Origin of the sequence: Dialister sp., assembly GCF_051885895.1 — a bacterium.
Lineage (GTDB): Bacteria > Bacillota > Negativicutes > Veillonellales > Dialisteraceae > Dialister.
The window spans coordinates 56,307-74,448 of record NZ_JBJEXP010000079.1 but is presented as its reverse complement, the minus strand read 5'-3'; the positions used below and the strand labels follow the sequence as shown (position 1 = coordinate 74,448).

Below are 18,142 nucleotides of genomic sequence, written 5' to 3'. Positions count from 1 at the left end.
CTTTCACAGCTCCAGAGAAGCAGGGGAATTCCTTACTTCTTATTCTTATTGGCATCAATGCCAAGAGCTCTCATCATACCGAAGAAGACTTCCGTATTATCCATGGTGCCATGGAAATATTCAGATCCCGGACCGCCGGCATTGAGAAGGATATCATCGGCGGAATGGCATTCCTGGGGATCGTCCTTCGGCGTATTGGCCGGTACCAGTTCTGCCGGATCTCCCGGATGGATACGGGCGGGGTTGGCTTTGGAGGAAGCGGAGGATACCTGGTGGTATTCCACCTTGTCTCCGTTCTGTACTGCCTCTTCCTTTGTCTCCGTTACTGCCAGAGCCGGAGGAGTCGGTGTCTTCATGAAATGATAGTTTTCATAATATTCCGGATGGTTGGCATACTGCACTGCCAGAGTCACATCGGGATCGGGGTTATCCGGGAATCCATCATGGTCGGCATCCTTGAATGTGGGGAATATGGAGTTGGCATATACGCGGACCGCTTCAGTGCCCTTCTTCCCATCCCGTTCATGATAGGTGCCGCTGATGGAAATACCGTGAGCATGGTCTGCCAGAACAATGATGAGGGTATCATCGCCGTGTTCCTTAGCCCACTTTTCCGCATATTCAATGGACTTGTCGAATTCGATGGTATCATAGGCCGCTCTCTGCCAGTCCATGACATGGAGCTGCTTATCAATGGATGCGCCTTCAATCATGGCAAAGAAGCCATTCGGATTCTTGGAGAGAATATCCAGGGATTTCTTAGTCATATTCATGAGGTTCGGCTGATCGTCAAAGCCTTTGAGCACTTTCGGATTCTTCAGCATTTCACGGTCAATGTAGACGTTCATGGTGCCTGTGTGGAAAAGGCCCAGCATGGGTTTATCCGACGGTGCTGCCATCATTTCCTTGGAATTGGTGACAAAGGTATATCCCAGATCCTTGAAATCCTGGATAATGTTGTCATTGTCCTTTCTCTTGGAGCCGGGCACCGACTTGGGGAGATAGCGGGAAGAACCGCCGCCCATAATTACATCCGGACGGTGATAGGCATCCAGATAGCTCTTGGCCAGGAAATCCTGGTTGGCTCTTCTTCTGGTGTGTCCGATCATGGCTGCCGGTGTAGCATCGGTAGATTCCGCCTGGGTAATGATACCGATGGACATGCCGCGGGTCCGTTTCAGAATTTCAGAAATATTTTCCACCTTGGGATCATCGAAGGGATCCTTGGTAGAATCTTCATACACGCCCATGGCATTGACCACGGATTTGTGGCCGGTTGCATAGGCGGATGCAGAGTTGGCGCTGTCCGTTACCAGGGAATCATAGCCGGAGGTGGTAATCACCGCATTGTGATCCAGTTTTTCCATAGCCAGAAGGTCATTGTACTTGCCGTTGGTCATTCCTTTGGAAAGAATGCGGGCCACTTCTCTGGCCTGGAGGGACATGCCGTCACCTACGAAGAGAATTACATTCTTCGCCCGCTTCGGTGCGGTTTCATGGACGACTTCATAGCCTGCCGAAGCAGCGGAAGTGCCCAGGCTGTCTTTCGCCTCCACAGTCACTGCAATTTTACCGGTTTTGGCAAAATCCACATCATCAATGCGGTAGGAAGTAACTCCGTTTCCCAGATCCTTCGTTACGGCCTTCTTGCCAAAAAACTTTTCTGCAGGAATGCCGTTGACCTTTACATCCACATTCTGCAGATTTTTAGCATTGGATACTTCCACATCAAAGTCAAAACGGGCCCCTGCCCAGAATTTGGCGGTATCTACCGGAAGAATCCGGATATCCGATGCCTCAGAAGGAAACATGCCTCCTAAAAGGGCACCTCCTGCAAGAAGTCCGCAAACTGCTGCTTTCATCCAAGTTTTTTTCATGCCTCTGCTCCTTCCACTTTTGAAGTGATTCATCACTTTTGTTATTGTTCTGTATCCCATCATAGAGAAAAAATGAAACAGCCGTGAAAGGGATTTGTACAGGAAAAGAAAAATTAAAATTAGAAATTCCATAAAATCATCAAAAAAGTAACAAATCCGGATATTTTGTAAAAAAGGGGAAAAGAGCCGGACCCCGTTCGGAGTTTACGGAAAGAAAGGTCCGCAGGCCTTCAAAAATGCCGCCGGTGCTGCCGATGCATTTCACATATTGACGTTCGTAAATGTATGTGCTATGCTTTATTACATATTGATGTAGATGAATATGAGGAGGACGCTATGGAATTGAAAAAAGAACGAATGATGATGCTGAAGGCTATAACTGATGAAAACAGGCTTCATATTCTGGAACTGCTGCAGCATGGGGAACGCTGTGCCTGCGTGCTTCTGGAGGGGCTTCATTTCTCCCAGCCCACTTTGTCCCATCATATGAAAGTCCTCTGTGAAGCAGGACTGGTAAACAGCCGGAAAGAGGGAAAATGGGTTTACTATTCCCTGAACAGGCAGAGGGGAAATGAACTGGCCGCAATGATTCAGGATCTTTTTCAGGTAACAGAGTCGGGAGATGATCATGATGCGTACTGCTGCCGGTAAAGAAAAAGGAATCAGTTCCTTCCAGCGCGGCCTCACCCTATGGGTGCTGCTATGCATGGGACTGGGCGCAGCCCTGGGCCATTTTCTTCCCGCTTTGCCCCGGGTTCTGGGCTATATGCAGATAGACGGCATATCTCTTCCCATTGCCCTCCTCATCTGGGTCATGATTTACCCCATGATGATCAAAGTGGATTTTCAAAGCATACGGCAGGCAGGAAGGAATGGAAAAGGACTGCTGGTCACCTGGATCACGAACTGGCTCATCAAGCCCTTCACCATGTACCTGATTGCCGCCTTCTTCCTTTTTCACCTGTTTTCCGGGCTGATTCCGCCGGACCTGGCCCGGCAGTACCTGGCAGGCGCTGTACTGCTGGGCGCCGCCCCCTGTACGGCCATGGTATTCGTATGGAGCACCCTGACCCAGGGAAACCCCGCCTATACGGTGGTGCAGGTAGCCACTAACGATCTCATCATCCTGATCGCCTTCGTACCTATTGTGAAATTCCTTCTTGGTGTTTCCCGGGTGGCCGTACCCTATGACATTCTCTTTCTCAGCATCTTCCTCTTCGTGGTCATCCCTCTGGCCGGCGGTGTCCTTACCCGGTACCTGGTAATCAAACACCGGGGCAGGGACTATCTGGAAAATGTTTTTGTCCACAAATTTGACAGCACCGCCACCGCAGGCCTTCTTCTCACCCTGGTCATCATCTTCAGCTCCCAGGCGGACATCATCCTTTCCAATCCCCTTCACATTCTGCTCATTGCCATTCCCCTTATTATCCAGACATTCCTCATCTTTCTGACTGCCTACGGCGCCTCCTTCCTGCTGAAGCTCCCCTTTTCCATTGCCGCTCCTGCCGGCATGATCGGCGCTTCCAATTTCTTTGAACTTTCCGTAGCTGCAGCCGCTGCTCTCTTCGGCGCTTCAAGCCCTGCCGCCCTGGCTACCACGGTAGGCGTACTGACCGAAGTGCCTGTCATGCTCACACTGGTAAAAATCGCCAACCGTACGAAAGGATGGTTTCCTCATGAATCATAAACCGCTGGTTGCTTTCATCTGCACCCACAATGCCTGCCGAAGCCAGATTGCGGAAGCCCTGGGCAGAAAGTACGGCGCCGCCCTTTTTGAAAGCTGCTCCGCCGGAACCGAGCCGGCTGGCTGCATCGACCCCGCTGCCCTGAAGCTGATGAAAGATCTGTACCATATCGATATGGAAAAAGAGCAGATGCCCAAATCCATTGACCGGATTCCCCGTGCTGACATCCTGATCTCCATGGGCTGCCTTGCAGGCTGTCCGTGGATGGGACGCCCTTTTGACGAAGACTGGCAGCTGGAAGATCCCGCCGGCCGGGGAAATGAAGCGTACCTTGCCGTGATCCGGGAAATCGATTCGAAAGTGCAGGCTCTGGTGCATAAGCTGGAAAGCCGAGACTTTCTCCCCCGATGATCATCTGATTTCTGCTTTCTGTCAGCGGCCCCTGCTCCATAATCCCCTTTTCTTGCAGTCCCTTTTTCCATTTGCTATGATATATGTACTAAAAATACGGCAGAGAAAGGATGATCTCATGACCCATGATAGAAAAAAAGGGCTGCTTTTTGCCTCCACCGGTGCTGCGCTCTGGGGAAGCAGCGGTATTGCAGGCCAGTTTCTGCTCATTAATGAAAATATTGCTCCCGAATGGCTGACCTTCTTCCGTCTTTTATTCGCCGGGCTGCTGCTCCTGCTCATCACCCATTTCCTCTATGGAAAAACCTTTGCCATCTGGAAAGACAAAAAGGACCGTCTCTCCCTTCTTATATTCGGCGCCTTCGGCATGCTGGGCACCCAGTACTGCTACTTTGCCTCCATCCGCTACAGCAATGCGCCCACCGCCACCATTCTGGAGTACCTCATGCCCATCCTCATTATTTTCTGGTACTGTATTTCTGAAAAAAGATGGCCTCGAATGGTCGAAATCTTCTGTACGATCTTTGCCGTAGCCGGCACCGCCCTCATAGCTACCGGCGGTGATTTCGAAAATCTGGCCATTTCCGGGAAAGCCCTTTTCTGGGGCCTTCTCTCCGCTCTGGCCTGCGCCCTCTATACCGTGGAGCCGGTGAAAATCATCAAGAAATACGGTGCGCCGCTGATCGTAGGCTGGGGCATGTTTCTGGCCTCTCTTTTCCTCTGCCCCGTGGCCCTTCTCACGCCCTTCACCGGTACCATCGATGCGCCGGTGCTCCTGGCCTTCGCCTACGTAGTCCTCTTCGGCACCATCTGCTCCTTCGTCCTTTATCTCGGCAGCGTGGCCTATATACTTCCCACGGAAGCCAGCATCATTTCCGCCATAGAGCCTCTCTCCTCCATCATCCTCTCCTTCTTCATCTTCCACCTCCTTTTCAGCTTCTGGCAGCTGGCCGGCATGGTTTTCATCATTCTGGCAGTAGGCGCCGTGGCAAGGAAATAGAAAAGGGGAGCCCGTTCCCTGAAATTCACATGACATGGTGAAAGAGAAAAAGATATCAAATCACAGATAAGAAAAATACGACCTGTTTCTTTAAGTAGAAATAGGTCTTTTTTATGCATTAGAAAAGAAAATATGCAATAGCAACATAGTAGTATATATATATTATGCAGATACAGTAAGTTAAATGAATGGCTTAGAATGGTTTAATAGTTGAGTCGGAAATGACTGATAAAAACATGGCATCTCACTTCATAGTGACAGTTATAGTGACAGCTGAATAAAAAAAGCACTCTTGAGAAGTCTCAAAAGTGCTGATTTTATAGTGGTGCGCTTGGGGAGATTCGAACTCCCGACACACGGTTTAGGAAACCGCTGCTCTATCCAGCTGAGCTACAAACGCATTAGTATTATTTTACAAAAAGAAAGCGGTTTTGTAAAGGGATTCCAGCAGCGGCCGGAGATCCCGCAGGGATTTGCCTTTTCCGCTCACCGGCTTTTCACGCCCGGAAGCATTCAGAACAGGTCCCTGATCTTTGCCAGTATTCCTTTTTTCTCTCTTTTCAAAGGCTTGGGCATGACCGGCTTTTCCGGTTCCGGCTTAGGAATACGGGGCAGGGAGGCAGAATTTTCGCTGGGCCGGAAAGGGGGCGGAGCGGTAAAGGTAGGCATCCGCAGTACCGGAGGAGCCATGATTTTCGGTTTCACTACCGGTGTGCGGCGAAGCGGCGCCCGGGCTTCGCTTCTGCCGTAGGGCACGTAATGATAGGCCTTGGAGGAGGGATCCGGCACATTGCGGTCCGCAATATACCGGGTGCCGTTGAAATCCCGTCCGCGGAGCCGTTCCAGCAGCATGGAGGCCATCATCTGCGGTGAAAAATAGGAAAAGGGAAGCCGCGGGGCCATGCGGGCAATGGAGGAAAGGAAGGAAGTCTTCACATCGTCCATGGTCAGATGCAGCTCTTTTCGGATTTCATCCATCAGAAGGATCATGCCCTTCTGGGTGGGGAAGAGGTTCTCGTAGGGAACCAGGTTGTTTTTATTGCCCATACCGGACATATCCATGAAAAATACCAGGTACAGATAGGGCAGAGCCTTGTCGTTATCTTTGATACGCAGATAGAAATTGGCCACGGTGTAGTACATATTTCTAAGCTTTGACCATTCCCCCGCCATGGTATAAATGGCAATTTTCTGCTGGAATGCGCGGTACAGGATATCCCTGGCGGTGAAGGGCTCTCCCCGCTGGGTCAGCGCATTCTGGGATTCTCCGATCTCCCCTTCCGTCAGTCCGTAATTTTCCCGTACATTCAGCACGTAGGCCATATGATGGCCGATTTCCGCTTTGCCTTCTTTGGTAAGCACATAGATCCGTGGCACTCCGTGGGCGTAGTCCTTTTCCGGTATTTTGGCAATGACCCGTCCTGTCAGTTCCGCATGGGTGCCTTCTCCGGAAAGTCCGTAGCGTTTAAGAAAATCGGAAAGCGCCTTGTCCGGCAGCATATTCACCGTTTCCTGGGGACGGCTGGTCCGTATCCATCCGTCTTCCATGAGCGAATCTATCCGGGTATTGGCATCGGCGCCGTAGATATGCAGTTTGTAGGGCGGTATCCGATGGTGCAGCGGTTTCCCGTCAAAATAATCCAATATCAGTATATCCCTGATAGACAGACCCATAGCAGACCTCCTTTCCCCGTCCCTGCAGGCATGCATCCTGGCCCTGCCTCCCGGTATGTTTCGCTTTCACTGCCATTTTTCCATTCTTAATTATAATCCAGACACCGCTCTTTTGAAAAGGGGCTTTCCGCTCCCTGTCATAAAGGAAGATCCCGTGGAATATCCCATTTCTTCCACGGCAAAAACTCCCTGTCCATTCCCGGTAATGTGTCAGACCCCCGGGAATTGCAGGGAGTTTTGCAGGATTTATTTTTCAGCCGGCCGGGAGAAGCGGATCATGAAGGAGGAGCCGGGCCATCCTGCCTTCCATGGATGCGCGCCGGCAGGATTCTATGGCCGGCCCTTCCGGGCCCTTTCGCTTCTCTATCTATACAGTCCGGAAAAGGAGGAAAATGTCCCGTAGAAAAAAATCTGCCAATGCGGGAGCCACGCCGGTGCCGTCTCTTTCTTTTTGAAAATGCCGGGCAGGAAGTTCTGTTTCCCGGGAACCGCCTATCTGGCAAATTTCATGTCAAAGGCTGCCTGCTCCGCTTCTTTTCTTGTCTTCCCCTGATTCATGAAACGGCGGATTTCTATTTCCATGGCTTCATAGTCTTTGGGGATAACCTTACTGATCCGCGGGAGGAAGCGGCTCCACTGGGCCAGGATTTCCTCTGCCCTTTCGCTTCTGGTACAGATGTAGTGTTCTTCAATCAGCTTCCGCACTTCTTCTGCTTCTTCCTCATTTTCCAGCGGTTCCGCATGAACCATTTCATGATTCAGCAGTTTCTCGTCCAGATCCACCACGTAGGCGGTGCCGCCGGACATGCCGGCAGCCAGGTTCATGCCGGTGGGGCCCAGGATAACCGCTTTGCCGCCGGTCATGTATTCCAGGCCATGATTGCCTACGCCTTCCACCACTACGGTGGCTCCGCTGTTTCTGACGCAGAACCGTTCGCCCGCTCTGCCGGAAATGAAGGCTTTCCCGCCGGTAGCGCCGAAGAAGGCTACATTTCCGATAATCACATTGTCTTCCGCCTTAAAGGTGGCTTCTTTCGGCGGATAAATAATAATTTTGCCGCCGGAAAGTCCCTTGCCGGTATAATCGTTGGAGTCCCCCTCCAGGGTCAGGGTCAGTCCCCGGGGAATGAAGGCACCGAAACTCTGTCCGGCAGAACCTACGAAGGAAAGGCGGATGGTATCTTCAGGCAGTCCCTTTTCACCGTACCTTCTTGAAATTTCACTGCCTACAATGGTGCCGGTAACCCGGTTCGTATTTCTGATGAAAAGCTTGGCCCGTACCGGTTTCCCTTCATCCAGTGCCGGTTTGCACATGCGCACCAGTTTGGCCATGTCCAGGGTCTTTTCCATCTGGTGATCCTGCTGCTTCATAAAATGATGGCCTACGGAAATATCTGTATAGGGCCGGAAAAGCAGGGCATCCAGATTGAGGGTGTCCGCCTTGGGATTGCCCGTAAGCCCCTTCTGTTTCAGACGGTCGTTCCTTCCTACCATGTCTTCCAGCCTGCGGAATCCCAGACGGGCCATGATTTCCCGCAGATCCTCCGCCACAAAGCGCATGAAGTTCACTACGTATTCCGGTTTTCCGGTGAACCGTTTTCTCAGCTTTTCATCCTGGGTGCAGATGCCCACGGGGCAGGTATTTCTGTTGCACACGCGATACATCTGGCAGCCCAGGGCAATGAGTGGCCCGGTGCAGAAGCTGAAAAGCTCCGCTCCCAGAAGAGCCGCAACAGCCACGTCCCTTCCTGTCAGCAGCTTGCCGTCGGTTTCCAGCTTGACCCGGTCGCGGAGCTGGTTCAGGAGAAGCACCTGCTGCACTTCAGAAAGGCCGATTTCCCAGGGAAGGCCGGCATGGCGCATGCTGGTTCTGGGAGAGGCGCCGGTGCCGCCGTCATAGCCGCTGATGGTAATGCCGTCAGCCTTGGCCTTGACCACCCCGGCAGCTATGGTGCCAACACCGTTGCCTGCAGTCAGTTTCACGTTGATTTCCGCTTTCGGGTTTGCATTCTTCAGATCAAAGATGAGTTCCGCCAGATCCTCAATGGAATATACATCATGATGGGGCGGAGGGGAAATGAGAGATACGCCGGGCGTGGAGTGCCTGGTGCGGGCAATGGCAGGATCCACCTTGCTGCCCGGAAGATGTCCGCCTTCGCCGGGCTTGGCTCCCTGGGCGCACTTGATCTGGATTTCCGATCCATGAACCAGGTAATTGCCGGTGACGCCGAAGCGGGCCGTGGACACCTGCTTGATTTCATCATTTATGCTGCTGCCGTCGGGCAGGGGAGCAAACCGCTCCGCATCCTCCCCGCCTTCTCCGGTATTGCTTCGGCTGTGGAGGGAGTTCATGGCTCTGGCAATACATTCGTGGGCTTCCCTGCTGAGAGCGCCGTAGCTCATGGCGCCGGTGCGGAAATGGCGGACAAGGGATTCCACGCTTTCCACTTCTTCAATAGGAATGCTGCATCCGGCAGGATAGGTGAAATCCAGGAGATCCCGGAGCCGGATGAGAGGCTCATTCACTTTTTTGGCATAGACTTTATACAGTTCATAGCTGCCGCTGCGGCAGGCCTGCTGGAGAAGGCGGATAGCTTCTGCTGTCAGGATATGGGGTTCGTCGCCGTTTCTGCGGTATTTGAAAATATCCCCGGCAGGAAGGCCTCTCTTTTTACCATAAGCCTCTTCATGGCGGCGCCGGTTTTCCTCTTCGATATCCGCAATGCCCATGCCCCCTACAGGAGAAGCGGTATGCCCGAAGAAGGTATCGGCCACTTCTTTCCCAATGCCTACGGCTTCAAAAATCTGGGCACCGTGATAGCTTTTTACCGTGGAAATCCCCATTTTCGACATGACCGCCAGGATGCCCTTTACGGAAGCATTCATGTAATTTTCCTGCGCTTCCTCTGCCGTCTTCCCGCCAAGCCGGCCCTTTTCCGCCAGATCCCCTGCCGTATCCAGGGCAAGATAGGGATTGATGGCGGTGGCGCCGTAGCCGATAAGGGTGCAGAAATGATGGACTTCCCTCGGTTCTCCTGATTCCAGGATAATGCCCACGTCCGGGCGCACCTTTTCCCGGATGAGGAAGTTATGCAGCCCCGCCGACGCCAAAAGAGCAGGAATGGCCAGGTGATCCCGGTCCACGCCGCGGTCGGAGAGGATGAGAATATTATGTCCGTCCTTCACTGCCTGAAGTGCCTTATCAAAAAGAGCGTCCAGTGCCTTCTGGAGTTCTCCCTTCCCTTCCGCCGGATACAGGAGGGAAAGCACCACCGGGCGGAGGCGTTCGTCCTTCAGTTCCTTCACCGCTTCCATTTCTTCATTGGTCAGCAGGGGACGGTCCATGGCAAGGGCTGCCGTGCCCTTTTCATCGGGATCCATGATATTGGCCATGTTCCCCACATATACGGTGGAGGAAGTTACGATTTTCTCCCGGATGGCATCAATGGGCGGATTGGTGACCTGGGCAAAATTCTGCTGAAAATAGTCATAGAGGAGGCGCGGCTTTTCCGAAAGCACGGGAAGCGGGGAGTCCATGCCCATAGCGCCCACCGGATCTTTTCCATCCTGGGCCATGGGGATAATCATATCCCGCATATCCTCCTGGGTGTAGCCGAACGCCCGCTGCTGCTCCAGCAGTTCCGCCGGAAGCGGCTTCTTCACTTCCTTTTTCTCCAGATCCTTCAGATCCAGAATATGTTCCCTGCACCAGTCGCCGTAGGGGTGAGCCTTGGCCATGTTGTGCTTGATTTCCTCATCTCCCACGATGCGCTGCTGGGATGTATCAATAAGGAAAATTTTCCCCGGTTCCAGTCGGCCCTTGTAGAGCACATCCTCCTGGCTGACCGGTACGGAGCCTACTTCGGAAGACAGGATCACCCGGTCATCCTTCATCACATAGTACCGGGCAGGGCGAAGTCCGTTTCTGTCCAGCATACCGCCGATAACCACGCCGTCGCAGAAGCAGATGGCCGCCGGCCCATCCCAGGGTTCCATCATGAAATTATGATAGCGGTAGAAATCTTTCTTTTCCTGGCTCATGGAAGGATTCTTTTCCCAGGGTTCCGGAATCATGACCATCATGGCATGGGCCAGGGAATGGCCGGCCATATGGAGATATTCCAGACAGTTGTCAAACATGGCGGAGTCGCTTCCCGTAGCATCTACCACGGGGAATGCCTTGGCCAGTTCCGGATAGTCGGAAGGCCGGGATTTGCTTTCTCTGGCATTCAGCCAGTTGATATTTCCCTGAATGGTATTGATTTCCCCGTTATGCACGATATAGCGGTTCGGATGGGCTCTGGCCCAGCTGGGGAAAGTATTGGTGCTGAACCGGGAATGCACGAGAGCCATGGCTGTCTTGAAATCCAGATCTGAAAGATCCAGATAGAAATGGCGCATCTGGTCGCTGGTAAGCATGCCCTTGTATACAATGGTGCGGGACGACAGACTGGCAATATAGAAATCGGTGCCCATGCCTTCCGACAGGGGGATAATCTTCTTTTCTGCCAGCCGTCGGATCAGATAGAGCTTTCTCTCAAAATCCATGGGCTCCTTAATGGAGGGATCCCGGCCGATGAAAACCTGCAGGAAATGGGGACGTATCCGCTTGGCTTCTTCGCCGATAAGGCTTTCGTCGATAGGCACTTCCCGCCAGCCCAGTACGGTCTGCCCTTCTTCCTTCACAATGTCTTCGAAGATGCGCTTCTGCTCCTCCCGGAAATCCCTGTACCGATGGGCAAAAATCATGCCTACGCCGTATTCGCCTTCTGGAGGAAGATGAAAGCCCAGCACTTCGCATTCCCGCTGGAAGAATTCATGGGGAATCTGGGTCAGGATGCCTGCGCCGTCTCCGCTCTTCTGGTCTGCTCCCTCGCCGCCGCGATGCTTCAGATTTTCCAGAATTTTCAGCGCATCATCCACAATCCCATAGGACCTTTTTCCTTTAATATTTGCCACAAAGCCGATGCCGCAGGCATCATGCTCATTTCTCGGATCATAGAGCCCCTGGGGCTGGGGCAGATCCCTCCATATTTCTCCCATACTCCGCGCCTCCCTGTGAGACAAAAAGCCGGACACCACAGCAAAAGAGCTGTCATGTCCGGCTTCGGAAAACTTTAGTTGTATTTTGTATTATATCACTGTGGTAAAGCGTGGTAAACAGGGAAATGAATGAATAAAAAATGAAAATAGAAAATGGAGAATGAAGGCAGCACACTAATAAATACGCCGGAGTTTTATAGACCAGCCGACAGCCATCCCCTTCTACACCAGGTCCCCCGCAGATAGGGAGCAGCTAACGTGATTTTCCATTGCTTCCGCCATTTAAAAGGGAGTAAAATAACAAAAACGGGATTCCGGTTTTAGTAAAGGACTTTCTTAAAACAGACGAGGTGATCCTCATGGGCATTTTCTTTTATGGACTTCGAAAATTTGACGAATTGGATATCTGCCGGAAGCTTTCCGGTGAATATGGTGTACCCTTTGCCTATACGGAAGAGCAGTTTTCATCGGATACCCTTCCTTTGTCAAAAGGGTTTGATGCTATCAGCATCATGGAGTCCACCTCCGTGGACGCGGCCCTTCTGGACCGGGCAAAGGCAGCGGGAATTCGATACATCCTCTGCCGTACCATCGGCTATGATCATGTAGATACGGCCCATGCGAAAAAAATCGGGCTCCGCGTAAGTAACACGGGATATCCGCCAAACAGCGTGGCCAATTATGCCATCATGCTCATGCTGGCCTGCAGCCGAAAGCTGAAACTGATCATTGAGTCTTCCCGCTGTAACGATTTCACGCTGCAAGGAAAAATGGGACTGGAAATATCGGACTCCACCGTAGGCATCATCGGCACCGGCCATATCGGAAGCACCGTGGCCCGCCACCTCCGCGGCTTCGGCTGCCGCCTTCTGGGCTATGACCTGTACAGGAACAGGGACATAGAGAACTTCGTCACCTATGTGGACCTGGACACCCTCCTTCGGGAATCGGACATCATCACCCTTCATATGAATGCCACAGAAGAAAACCATTACCTCATCAATGATGAAACCATTTCCAAAATGAAGGACCACGTGATCCTCATTAACACGGCGCGGGGAAAGCTGGTAGACACCGACGCCCTCATCCGGGGCATCAAATCCGGCAAAATAGGAGGTGCCGGTCTTGATGTCACGGAAAACGAGCACAAACGGCTGAACTATATAGACCAGCCCCTGGATGATGACAAGCTGGCCATCCTGCGCTCCTTCCCCAATGTGATCCATACGCCCCACACTGCCTTTTACACGGAAAAGGATGTGTATGATATGTCAAAAAATAATTTTGAATCCTATCTGCAGTTCAGGGAAGGAAAAGCCTGTCCCTTTGAATTGACGAAATGAGAAAAAGGGTTGGCATGCCGAGGGCAGGCAGGACCCTCCTATCCGTAAAAAGGACAAAAAGGATTGTGCAGAAAAACAGGCACAATCCTTTTTCTAATCATAGGATATAATAAAGGAAATCATCATATGGAAGGAGTAAAAATATGATACGGGAAACAGCCTATGCCAAAATCAACCTCACCCTTTCGGTGACCGGAAAAAGAGAAGACGGCTACCATGACATTGATTCCGTCATGCATTCCATTTCTCTTCACGACTCCATCACTTTGGAAAAAGGGGATGGAATTTCCCTGTCCATTCTCAAAGGCACCGCCCCCGCAGGGAACGATAATCTCATGGTTAAGGCAGCTGCTCTTTTTCTTGAGAAAAAAGGAATTTCCGGAGGCGTCCGCATGACCCTTTCCAAGGAAATTCCCTCGGAAGCCGGCATGGGCGGCGGCTCCTCCGATGCGGCCGCCGTGCTGCGGGGCATGGCGGCACTCTATGACACAAAGGACTCTCTTTCCTCCCTCTCAGCTCTGGGTGCTTCTCTGGGAGCCGATGTGCCCTTCTGTGTCCGGGGAGGGGCCGCCCGGTGTCAGGGCATAGGTGAAAAGCTTTCTCCCCTCCCTGCCTGGAAGGGTCTTCCCCTTCTCATCGTCCGCCCCCAGACCTCTGTTTCCACAGGAAAGGCTTATGCCCTCATTGACGGTCTGGCAGTCCATCCTGAAAATCGGACAGATCTCTGCGCTGAAGGGCTGAAAAGCAGAAACCTCTCCCGGCTCCTTTCATCCCTGTCCAATGATTTTGAAGAAGCCCTGTTCCCGATGAATCCTCTGCTGAAAGAAACAGCCTCCGTCCTTCACGGTCTGGACCGGCCTGCTCTCATGACCGGTTCCGGATCCGCCTTCTTCATGATTCTTCAGAACCGGGAGGAAGCTCTTTCATTCCGCCGGCTGCTGAAAGAAGCGCACCCTCTGTGGTTCGTAGAGCCGGCAGAAACAACCGGCGGCGTATCAGAAATGCATTGATTCACCGGCAGGGATCGTCTCTCCCCCCCATTCACATTAAAATATTTAAATTTTTAGTTGTATTTTTCCCCTTCATATCGTATAATGACATTCGTGATGTTTCGTATAGTAATAATTTCCTTGCAATGAAAGGATTTGATGCCATGGCAGGTTTATTTTTTGACGATTATGACACCCCCGTTTTCCGTCCGCCAAGCGAAGCGGACAGCTTCATCCTCCGGGTTACCAGAGGATGTGCCCATAACAGCTGCACCTACTGCAATATGTACAGAGGCGTAAAGTTTGAGAAGCTTTCTGACGAACAGATCATGCGCCAGATTGCCATTGCCTATTCCGTAGACAGGGACGGCGTACGCCGTGTATTCCTGGCTGACGGCGACGCACTGGTGCTTCCCACAGAACGGCTCCTCAAGATTCTGAATACACTGAAAAAATATTTCCCCAACCTGGAACGGGTCTCCTCCTATGCAGCCCCCGGCGACATCCTCCGGAAGTCTCTGGATGAACTGAAGCAGCTGCAGCAGGCCGGTCTCCAGCTTCTCTACTACGGCATGGAAAGCGGAGATTCAAAGACCCTGAAGGATATCCGCAAAGGAGTAAACGGAGAGCAGTCCATTGAAGTGGGCAGACGCGTTCGTGCAGCAGGCATGGATCTTTCCATTATGATCATTCTCGGCATTGCCGGCGTTCCGGGCAGTGAAAGACACGCCCTGGCCACCGCCCATGCCATCAATGAAATCAAACCCACCCACCTGTCCGCCCTCTCCCTCATGCTCTATCGGGGCAGCGAACTGAAAGACCAGTTCGAGCGCGGCGAATTCAAACCTCTTCCGCCCTACGGCCTCATGGAAGAGCTGAAGGTCATCGTCGAACACCTTGATCTTCCCGAAACGGAGCACATGATTTTCAGAAGCAACCATGTGTCCAACTATATCCGTCTGGCAGCCACCCTGCCCAGAGATAAGGACCGGCTCCTTGAAGACATTGATGCCAGCATCCTTTATCTGAAGTCAAAGAAAAACTACGACGTGTACAACCACGACTGGTCGAAATAAAAAAATCCCGGAGCCCCTGCGGTTCCGGGATTTCTGTATGTCCGGAAACAGGGGTGTCATTGAATCCCACCATTGATCTCCAAAATGCGGTATCATAGAGACAGCAGATACTTTCAGGAGAAAGGAGATTTTTTCATGAAAAAGAAATTGATATGCACCGCCGCCATGCTGGCCATGATGTCCGCCTGCACCATGCCTGCTCTTCCGGCAGAAGCCTTCAGTATCGGAGACGTTATCGGCATCGCCCAGGGTGCCGCCCAGTATGCCCTGCTGGATAAACAGTTCAACTATTACAACAACACGGAAGAGGGACGTCAGGAACTCTTCAAATCCTATCAGGAAAAAATGGGCGTCGTGCATGATGAAGCCAAGGAAGCGGAATTATCCGGCATTATGAACCGCCTCACCGCCAGCATCGGTGCGGAAGATCCTTCCATCTACGAAAAACCCTATATCTACTTTATCGCCGCCGATGAATCCTTCAACGCCGCCTGCTCCATGGGCCATGTCATGGTGGTGAATGACGGACTTTTCAAATACCTTACCAATACCGATGAAATCGCAGTCGTTCTGGGTCATGAAATGGGACACGGCCAGAAGAACCATGTCATGAACGCCCTTCACAAAAAGGCCAAAACAGAGCTGGGCGCCGCTGTTCTTTCCGGCGCTATGGGCGACAGCGTCCTGAGCCAGGAAGTGCTGAGCATTGCCGTGAACCAGATCGAAACGGTGCAGATTGGAAGAAACGATGAAAAGGAAGCCGATAAGCTTTCCTTCGACTACATTTACCGCGCCGGCTACAATCCCGGCGCCACGGCTGCCGTATGGCAGAGAGTCATTGAAAAAGGCGGAGACAACGACCCCAGCTTTGCCCAGGAAGTATTCGCTCCTTCCGATCATCCCTCCAACAGTGAACGGCGGGATACCTATGAAAAAAGACTGACCGAACTGTCCCAAAAGCATGTTACCCTGAAAAGCGGCAGCGATACGGTGGAAGTCAACGGGAAAGAATTCGTTACCCCTGCTCCTGCCGGCGACATGAGCGCTGCTGAAAGGAAATACTTCGTCATGGGCAATCTGGCCGCTGCCTATGACCACGGAGAAAACAAGAATTCCGCCGAGGTCAGAGACGGCACCGTCTATCTGGGGAGCCAGGCCATCATTACCCCCGTATCCGGCGACCCCTCTGCCGAATCCCTGGCCGCTCTGCTGAACAGGATCAAGTAAGACACAGGATTTATCAGAGAAAGGGAAGTGCCTGGCCAGGCACTTCCCTTTTTTATGTCTGACCCGGCCTGCAGCCTCCTCAGAAAACACAGAGGAACGCCGTCAGTACCGCTTACACACCCTGCTTTTATAACTTGTATTTCACCTCTATATCCTATATAATTATTTTTTAGCAGTGTATTTTTACAAAGTATCAAAAACGGGAGTGAAAGAGTAATATGACCATTCAGAACGAGCTGGACATTGATATCCGAAATCTTTTAGGACATCCCTGGAGCGTAAAAGAGGAAGACCTGAAGGATTTCGAGGCGCCCATCCGCCAGGCCGGCCGGTCACTGACGGAGCTGCGCAGCACAGGAAAGGGCCCTGACGGCAGCTCTGTCCTTTTCCCCCATCTTCCCTATATTCTGGAAGAAAACCTGCTGATGACAGAAGAAGAAAAAGAAAACCTTCTCCACGTCCATGAGCTGGGACAATCCGTGGACATTCTGATTTCCATCGGCATCGGCGGTTCCTATCTGGGAAACCAGATGCTCTTTGATATTTTCTGCGGCCCCTGCTGGAATATGATGAGCCGGGACGAACGAAAGGGATTCCCCCAGGTTTTCTTTGCCGGGCAGAACATGGATCCCCACGGCCTTCTCCTGCTGGCAGACCAGGTAAAGCGGGAAAGCAGGCATCTGGGGCGGAAATGCAGAGTTCTTCTTCTTGTGATTTCCAAATCCGGCACCACCATCGAACCTTCCAGCGCCCTGAAAGCACTGCGGGAAATCCTTTCCCCCTTTGCCGATCTCCAGCTGCTGGCCATTACGGACAAGGAAAAAGGCGCCCTCCGGCAGTATGCCAATGAACGCCATCTGCCCTGCTTCACCGTTCCCGACGGCATCGGCGGACGGTTCAGCGAGCTTTCCCAGGTGGGCCTTGTCTTTGCCCGCCTCATCGGCGTAAACATAGATGAACTCCTCGCCGGCGCCCGTCTGGTGGAAGAAGCCTGCCGCAGTGAAAAGGCAGAAGAGAACCCGGCCCTCTTCCTGGCCGCCCTCAAATATGCCGCCAGCAGGAAATACGGCATTGCCGCAGAAATCATCATGCCCTACGGCGACACCCTCCGCTCCTTCGGCTGGTGGTACGCCCAGCTTTTAGGAGAATCCCTGGGCAAGAAATATGATACCCAGGGCCGTATCATCCACTACGGACGCATTCCCGTAGCTGCCGTAGGCACCACCGACATGCACTCCCTCACCCAGGAGCACCAGCAGGGGGCTCGGAACAAGCTGGTCCAGTTCATTTCCGTTAAGGAAAGCAGGAGCAGCCTTTCCGTTCTCTGTGAAGAACAGGGCGAAGAAGGCCGGGTTCCCATGGATTATATGCTGGAATCCGCCCGCCAGGCCAATGAAAAGGCTCTGGCTGCCGAAGAACGCATGAGCTGCAGTATCAAAATCAGAAAAATTTCACCCTTCCATATCGGCGCCCTTATGTATTTCTTCTTCCTCACCATTGCCTATGAAGGAGCCATGGCGGGCATCAACGCCTTTGACCAGCCCGGCGTGGAGGATTACAAGAAAATCCTGCACCAGGACATCAAAGACTATATTGTAAGCCATAAATAACACGGCCGCTTAGCAGTCAGGGTTCAAGGGGATAGTGGCGGCGCCCTGCGGGCGTATATTAAAATGGTGCCAAAGAACACCTGCCTCCCTGACAGCAGCGATTCTTTATAACTGCCCGCTGTCTTCAGCCCTGAAGTGACTGTCAAAAACCTCCTGCCATAAGTGCCATATCAGTAAAAATATTTCCAAATTTCCCCTTGCAAT

12 protein-coding genes and 1 tRNA gene are annotated in these 18,142 nt (G+C 52.3%); 9 read left to right on the top strand and 4 right to left on the bottom strand.

Annotated elements, in window-relative coordinates; translation table 11 throughout:
- Positions 1-32 precede the first annotated feature (32 nt).
- The gene (locus ACI4N7_RS07020) at positions 33-1,877 is read right to left on the bottom strand and encodes an alkaline phosphatase (RefSeq protein ID WP_439732639.1); all 1,845 of its coding nucleotides are present in this window, start codon (positions 1,875-1,877) and stop codon (positions 33-35) included.
- 336 nt (positions 1,878-2,213) lie between these two features.
- Between ACI4N7_RS07020 and ACI4N7_RS07015 the strand changes: the two genes are divergently transcribed.
- The 4 genes from ACI4N7_RS07015 to ACI4N7_RS07000 all read left to right on the top strand — a co-directional run bounded on the left by ACI4N7_RS07015 (position 2,214) and on the right by ACI4N7_RS07000 (position 4,976).
- Positions 2,214-2,528, top strand: coding sequence for an ArsR/SmtB family transcription factor (locus ACI4N7_RS07015; protein ID WP_439732638.1), 315 nt, complete (start codon positions 2,214-2,216; stop codon positions 2,526-2,528).
- Positions 2,506-3,567 carry an ACR3 family arsenite efflux transporter gene (gene arsB / locus ACI4N7_RS07010; protein WP_439732637.1) on the top strand — a complete coding sequence of 354 codons (1,062 nt, stop codon included), beginning with the start codon at positions 2,506-2,508 and terminating at the stop codon, positions 3,565-3,567. Before ACI4N7_RS07015 ends, arsB begins: the two co-directional genes overlap by 23 nt.
- Positions 3,557-3,976, top strand: a complete 420-nt coding sequence (locus ACI4N7_RS07005) for an arsenate reductase ArsC (protein WP_439732636.1) — start codon at positions 3,557-3,559, stop codon at positions 3,974-3,976. The genes arsB and ACI4N7_RS07005 overlap by 11 nt, the downstream gene beginning before the upstream one ends.
- A gap of 118 nt (positions 3,977-4,094) precedes the next feature.
- Positions 4,095-4,976 carry a DMT family transporter gene (locus ACI4N7_RS07000; RefSeq protein ID WP_439732635.1) on the top strand — a complete coding sequence of 294 codons (882 nt, stop codon included), beginning with the start codon at positions 4,095-4,097 and terminating at the stop codon, positions 4,974-4,976.
- Positions 4,977-5,299: 323 nt separating this feature from the next.
- On the opposite strand, the gene ACI4N7_RS06995 is transcribed toward ACI4N7_RS07000, so the two are convergent.
- The 3 genes from ACI4N7_RS06995 to gltB all read right to left on the bottom strand — a co-directional run bounded on the left by ACI4N7_RS06995 (position 5,300) and on the right by gltB (position 11,693).
- A tRNA-Arg gene (locus ACI4N7_RS06995) sits at positions 5,300-5,376 on the bottom strand.
- Positions 5,377-5,489: 113 nt separating this feature from the next.
- Entirely contained in the window at positions 5,490-6,650 is a 1,161-nt protein-coding gene (locus ACI4N7_RS06990) for a hypothetical protein (RefSeq protein WP_439732634.1), read from the bottom strand.
- Positions 6,651-7,142: 492 nt separating this feature from the next.
- Positions 7,143-11,693 (bottom strand): glutamate synthase large subunit, encoded by a 4,551-nt coding sequence (gltB, locus tag ACI4N7_RS06985; protein WP_439732633.1) that lies wholly within the window; start codon positions 11,691-11,693, stop codon positions 7,143-7,145.
- Between the two features lie 359 nt (positions 11,694-12,052).
- On the opposite strand from gltB, the gene ACI4N7_RS06980 reads away from it, so the two are divergent.
- From ACI4N7_RS06980 to ACI4N7_RS06960, 5 genes are all read left to right on the top strand, one after another.
- Positions 12,053-13,036 (top strand): NAD(P)-dependent oxidoreductase, encoded by a 984-nt coding sequence (locus ACI4N7_RS06980; RefSeq protein WP_439732632.1) that lies wholly within the window; start codon positions 12,053-12,055, stop codon positions 13,034-13,036.
- Positions 13,037-13,179: 143 nt separating this feature from the next.
- On the top strand, positions 13,180-14,046 hold the full coding sequence (locus ACI4N7_RS06975) for a 4-(cytidine 5'-diphospho)-2-C-methyl-D-erythritol kinase (RefSeq protein WP_439732631.1): 867 nt from the start codon (positions 13,180-13,182) through the stop codon (positions 14,044-14,046).
- 143 nt (positions 14,047-14,189) lie between these two features.
- A complete protein-coding gene (locus ACI4N7_RS06970; RefSeq protein WP_439732630.1) occupies positions 14,190-15,101 on the top strand; it encodes a radical SAM protein in 912 nt (303 codons plus the stop codon).
- Positions 15,102-15,236: 135 nt separating this feature from the next.
- A complete protein-coding gene (locus ACI4N7_RS06965; RefSeq protein ID WP_439732629.1) occupies positions 15,237-16,328 on the top strand; it encodes a M48 family metallopeptidase in 1,092 nt (363 codons plus the stop codon).
- A gap of 218 nt (positions 16,329-16,546) precedes the next feature.
- Positions 16,547-17,938: a glucose-6-phosphate isomerase gene (locus ACI4N7_RS06960; protein ID WP_439732628.1), complete on the top strand. Its 1,392-nt coding sequence runs from the start codon at positions 16,547-16,549 to the stop codon at positions 17,936-17,938.
- The last annotated feature ends 204 nt before the right edge of the window (positions 17,939-18,142 follow it).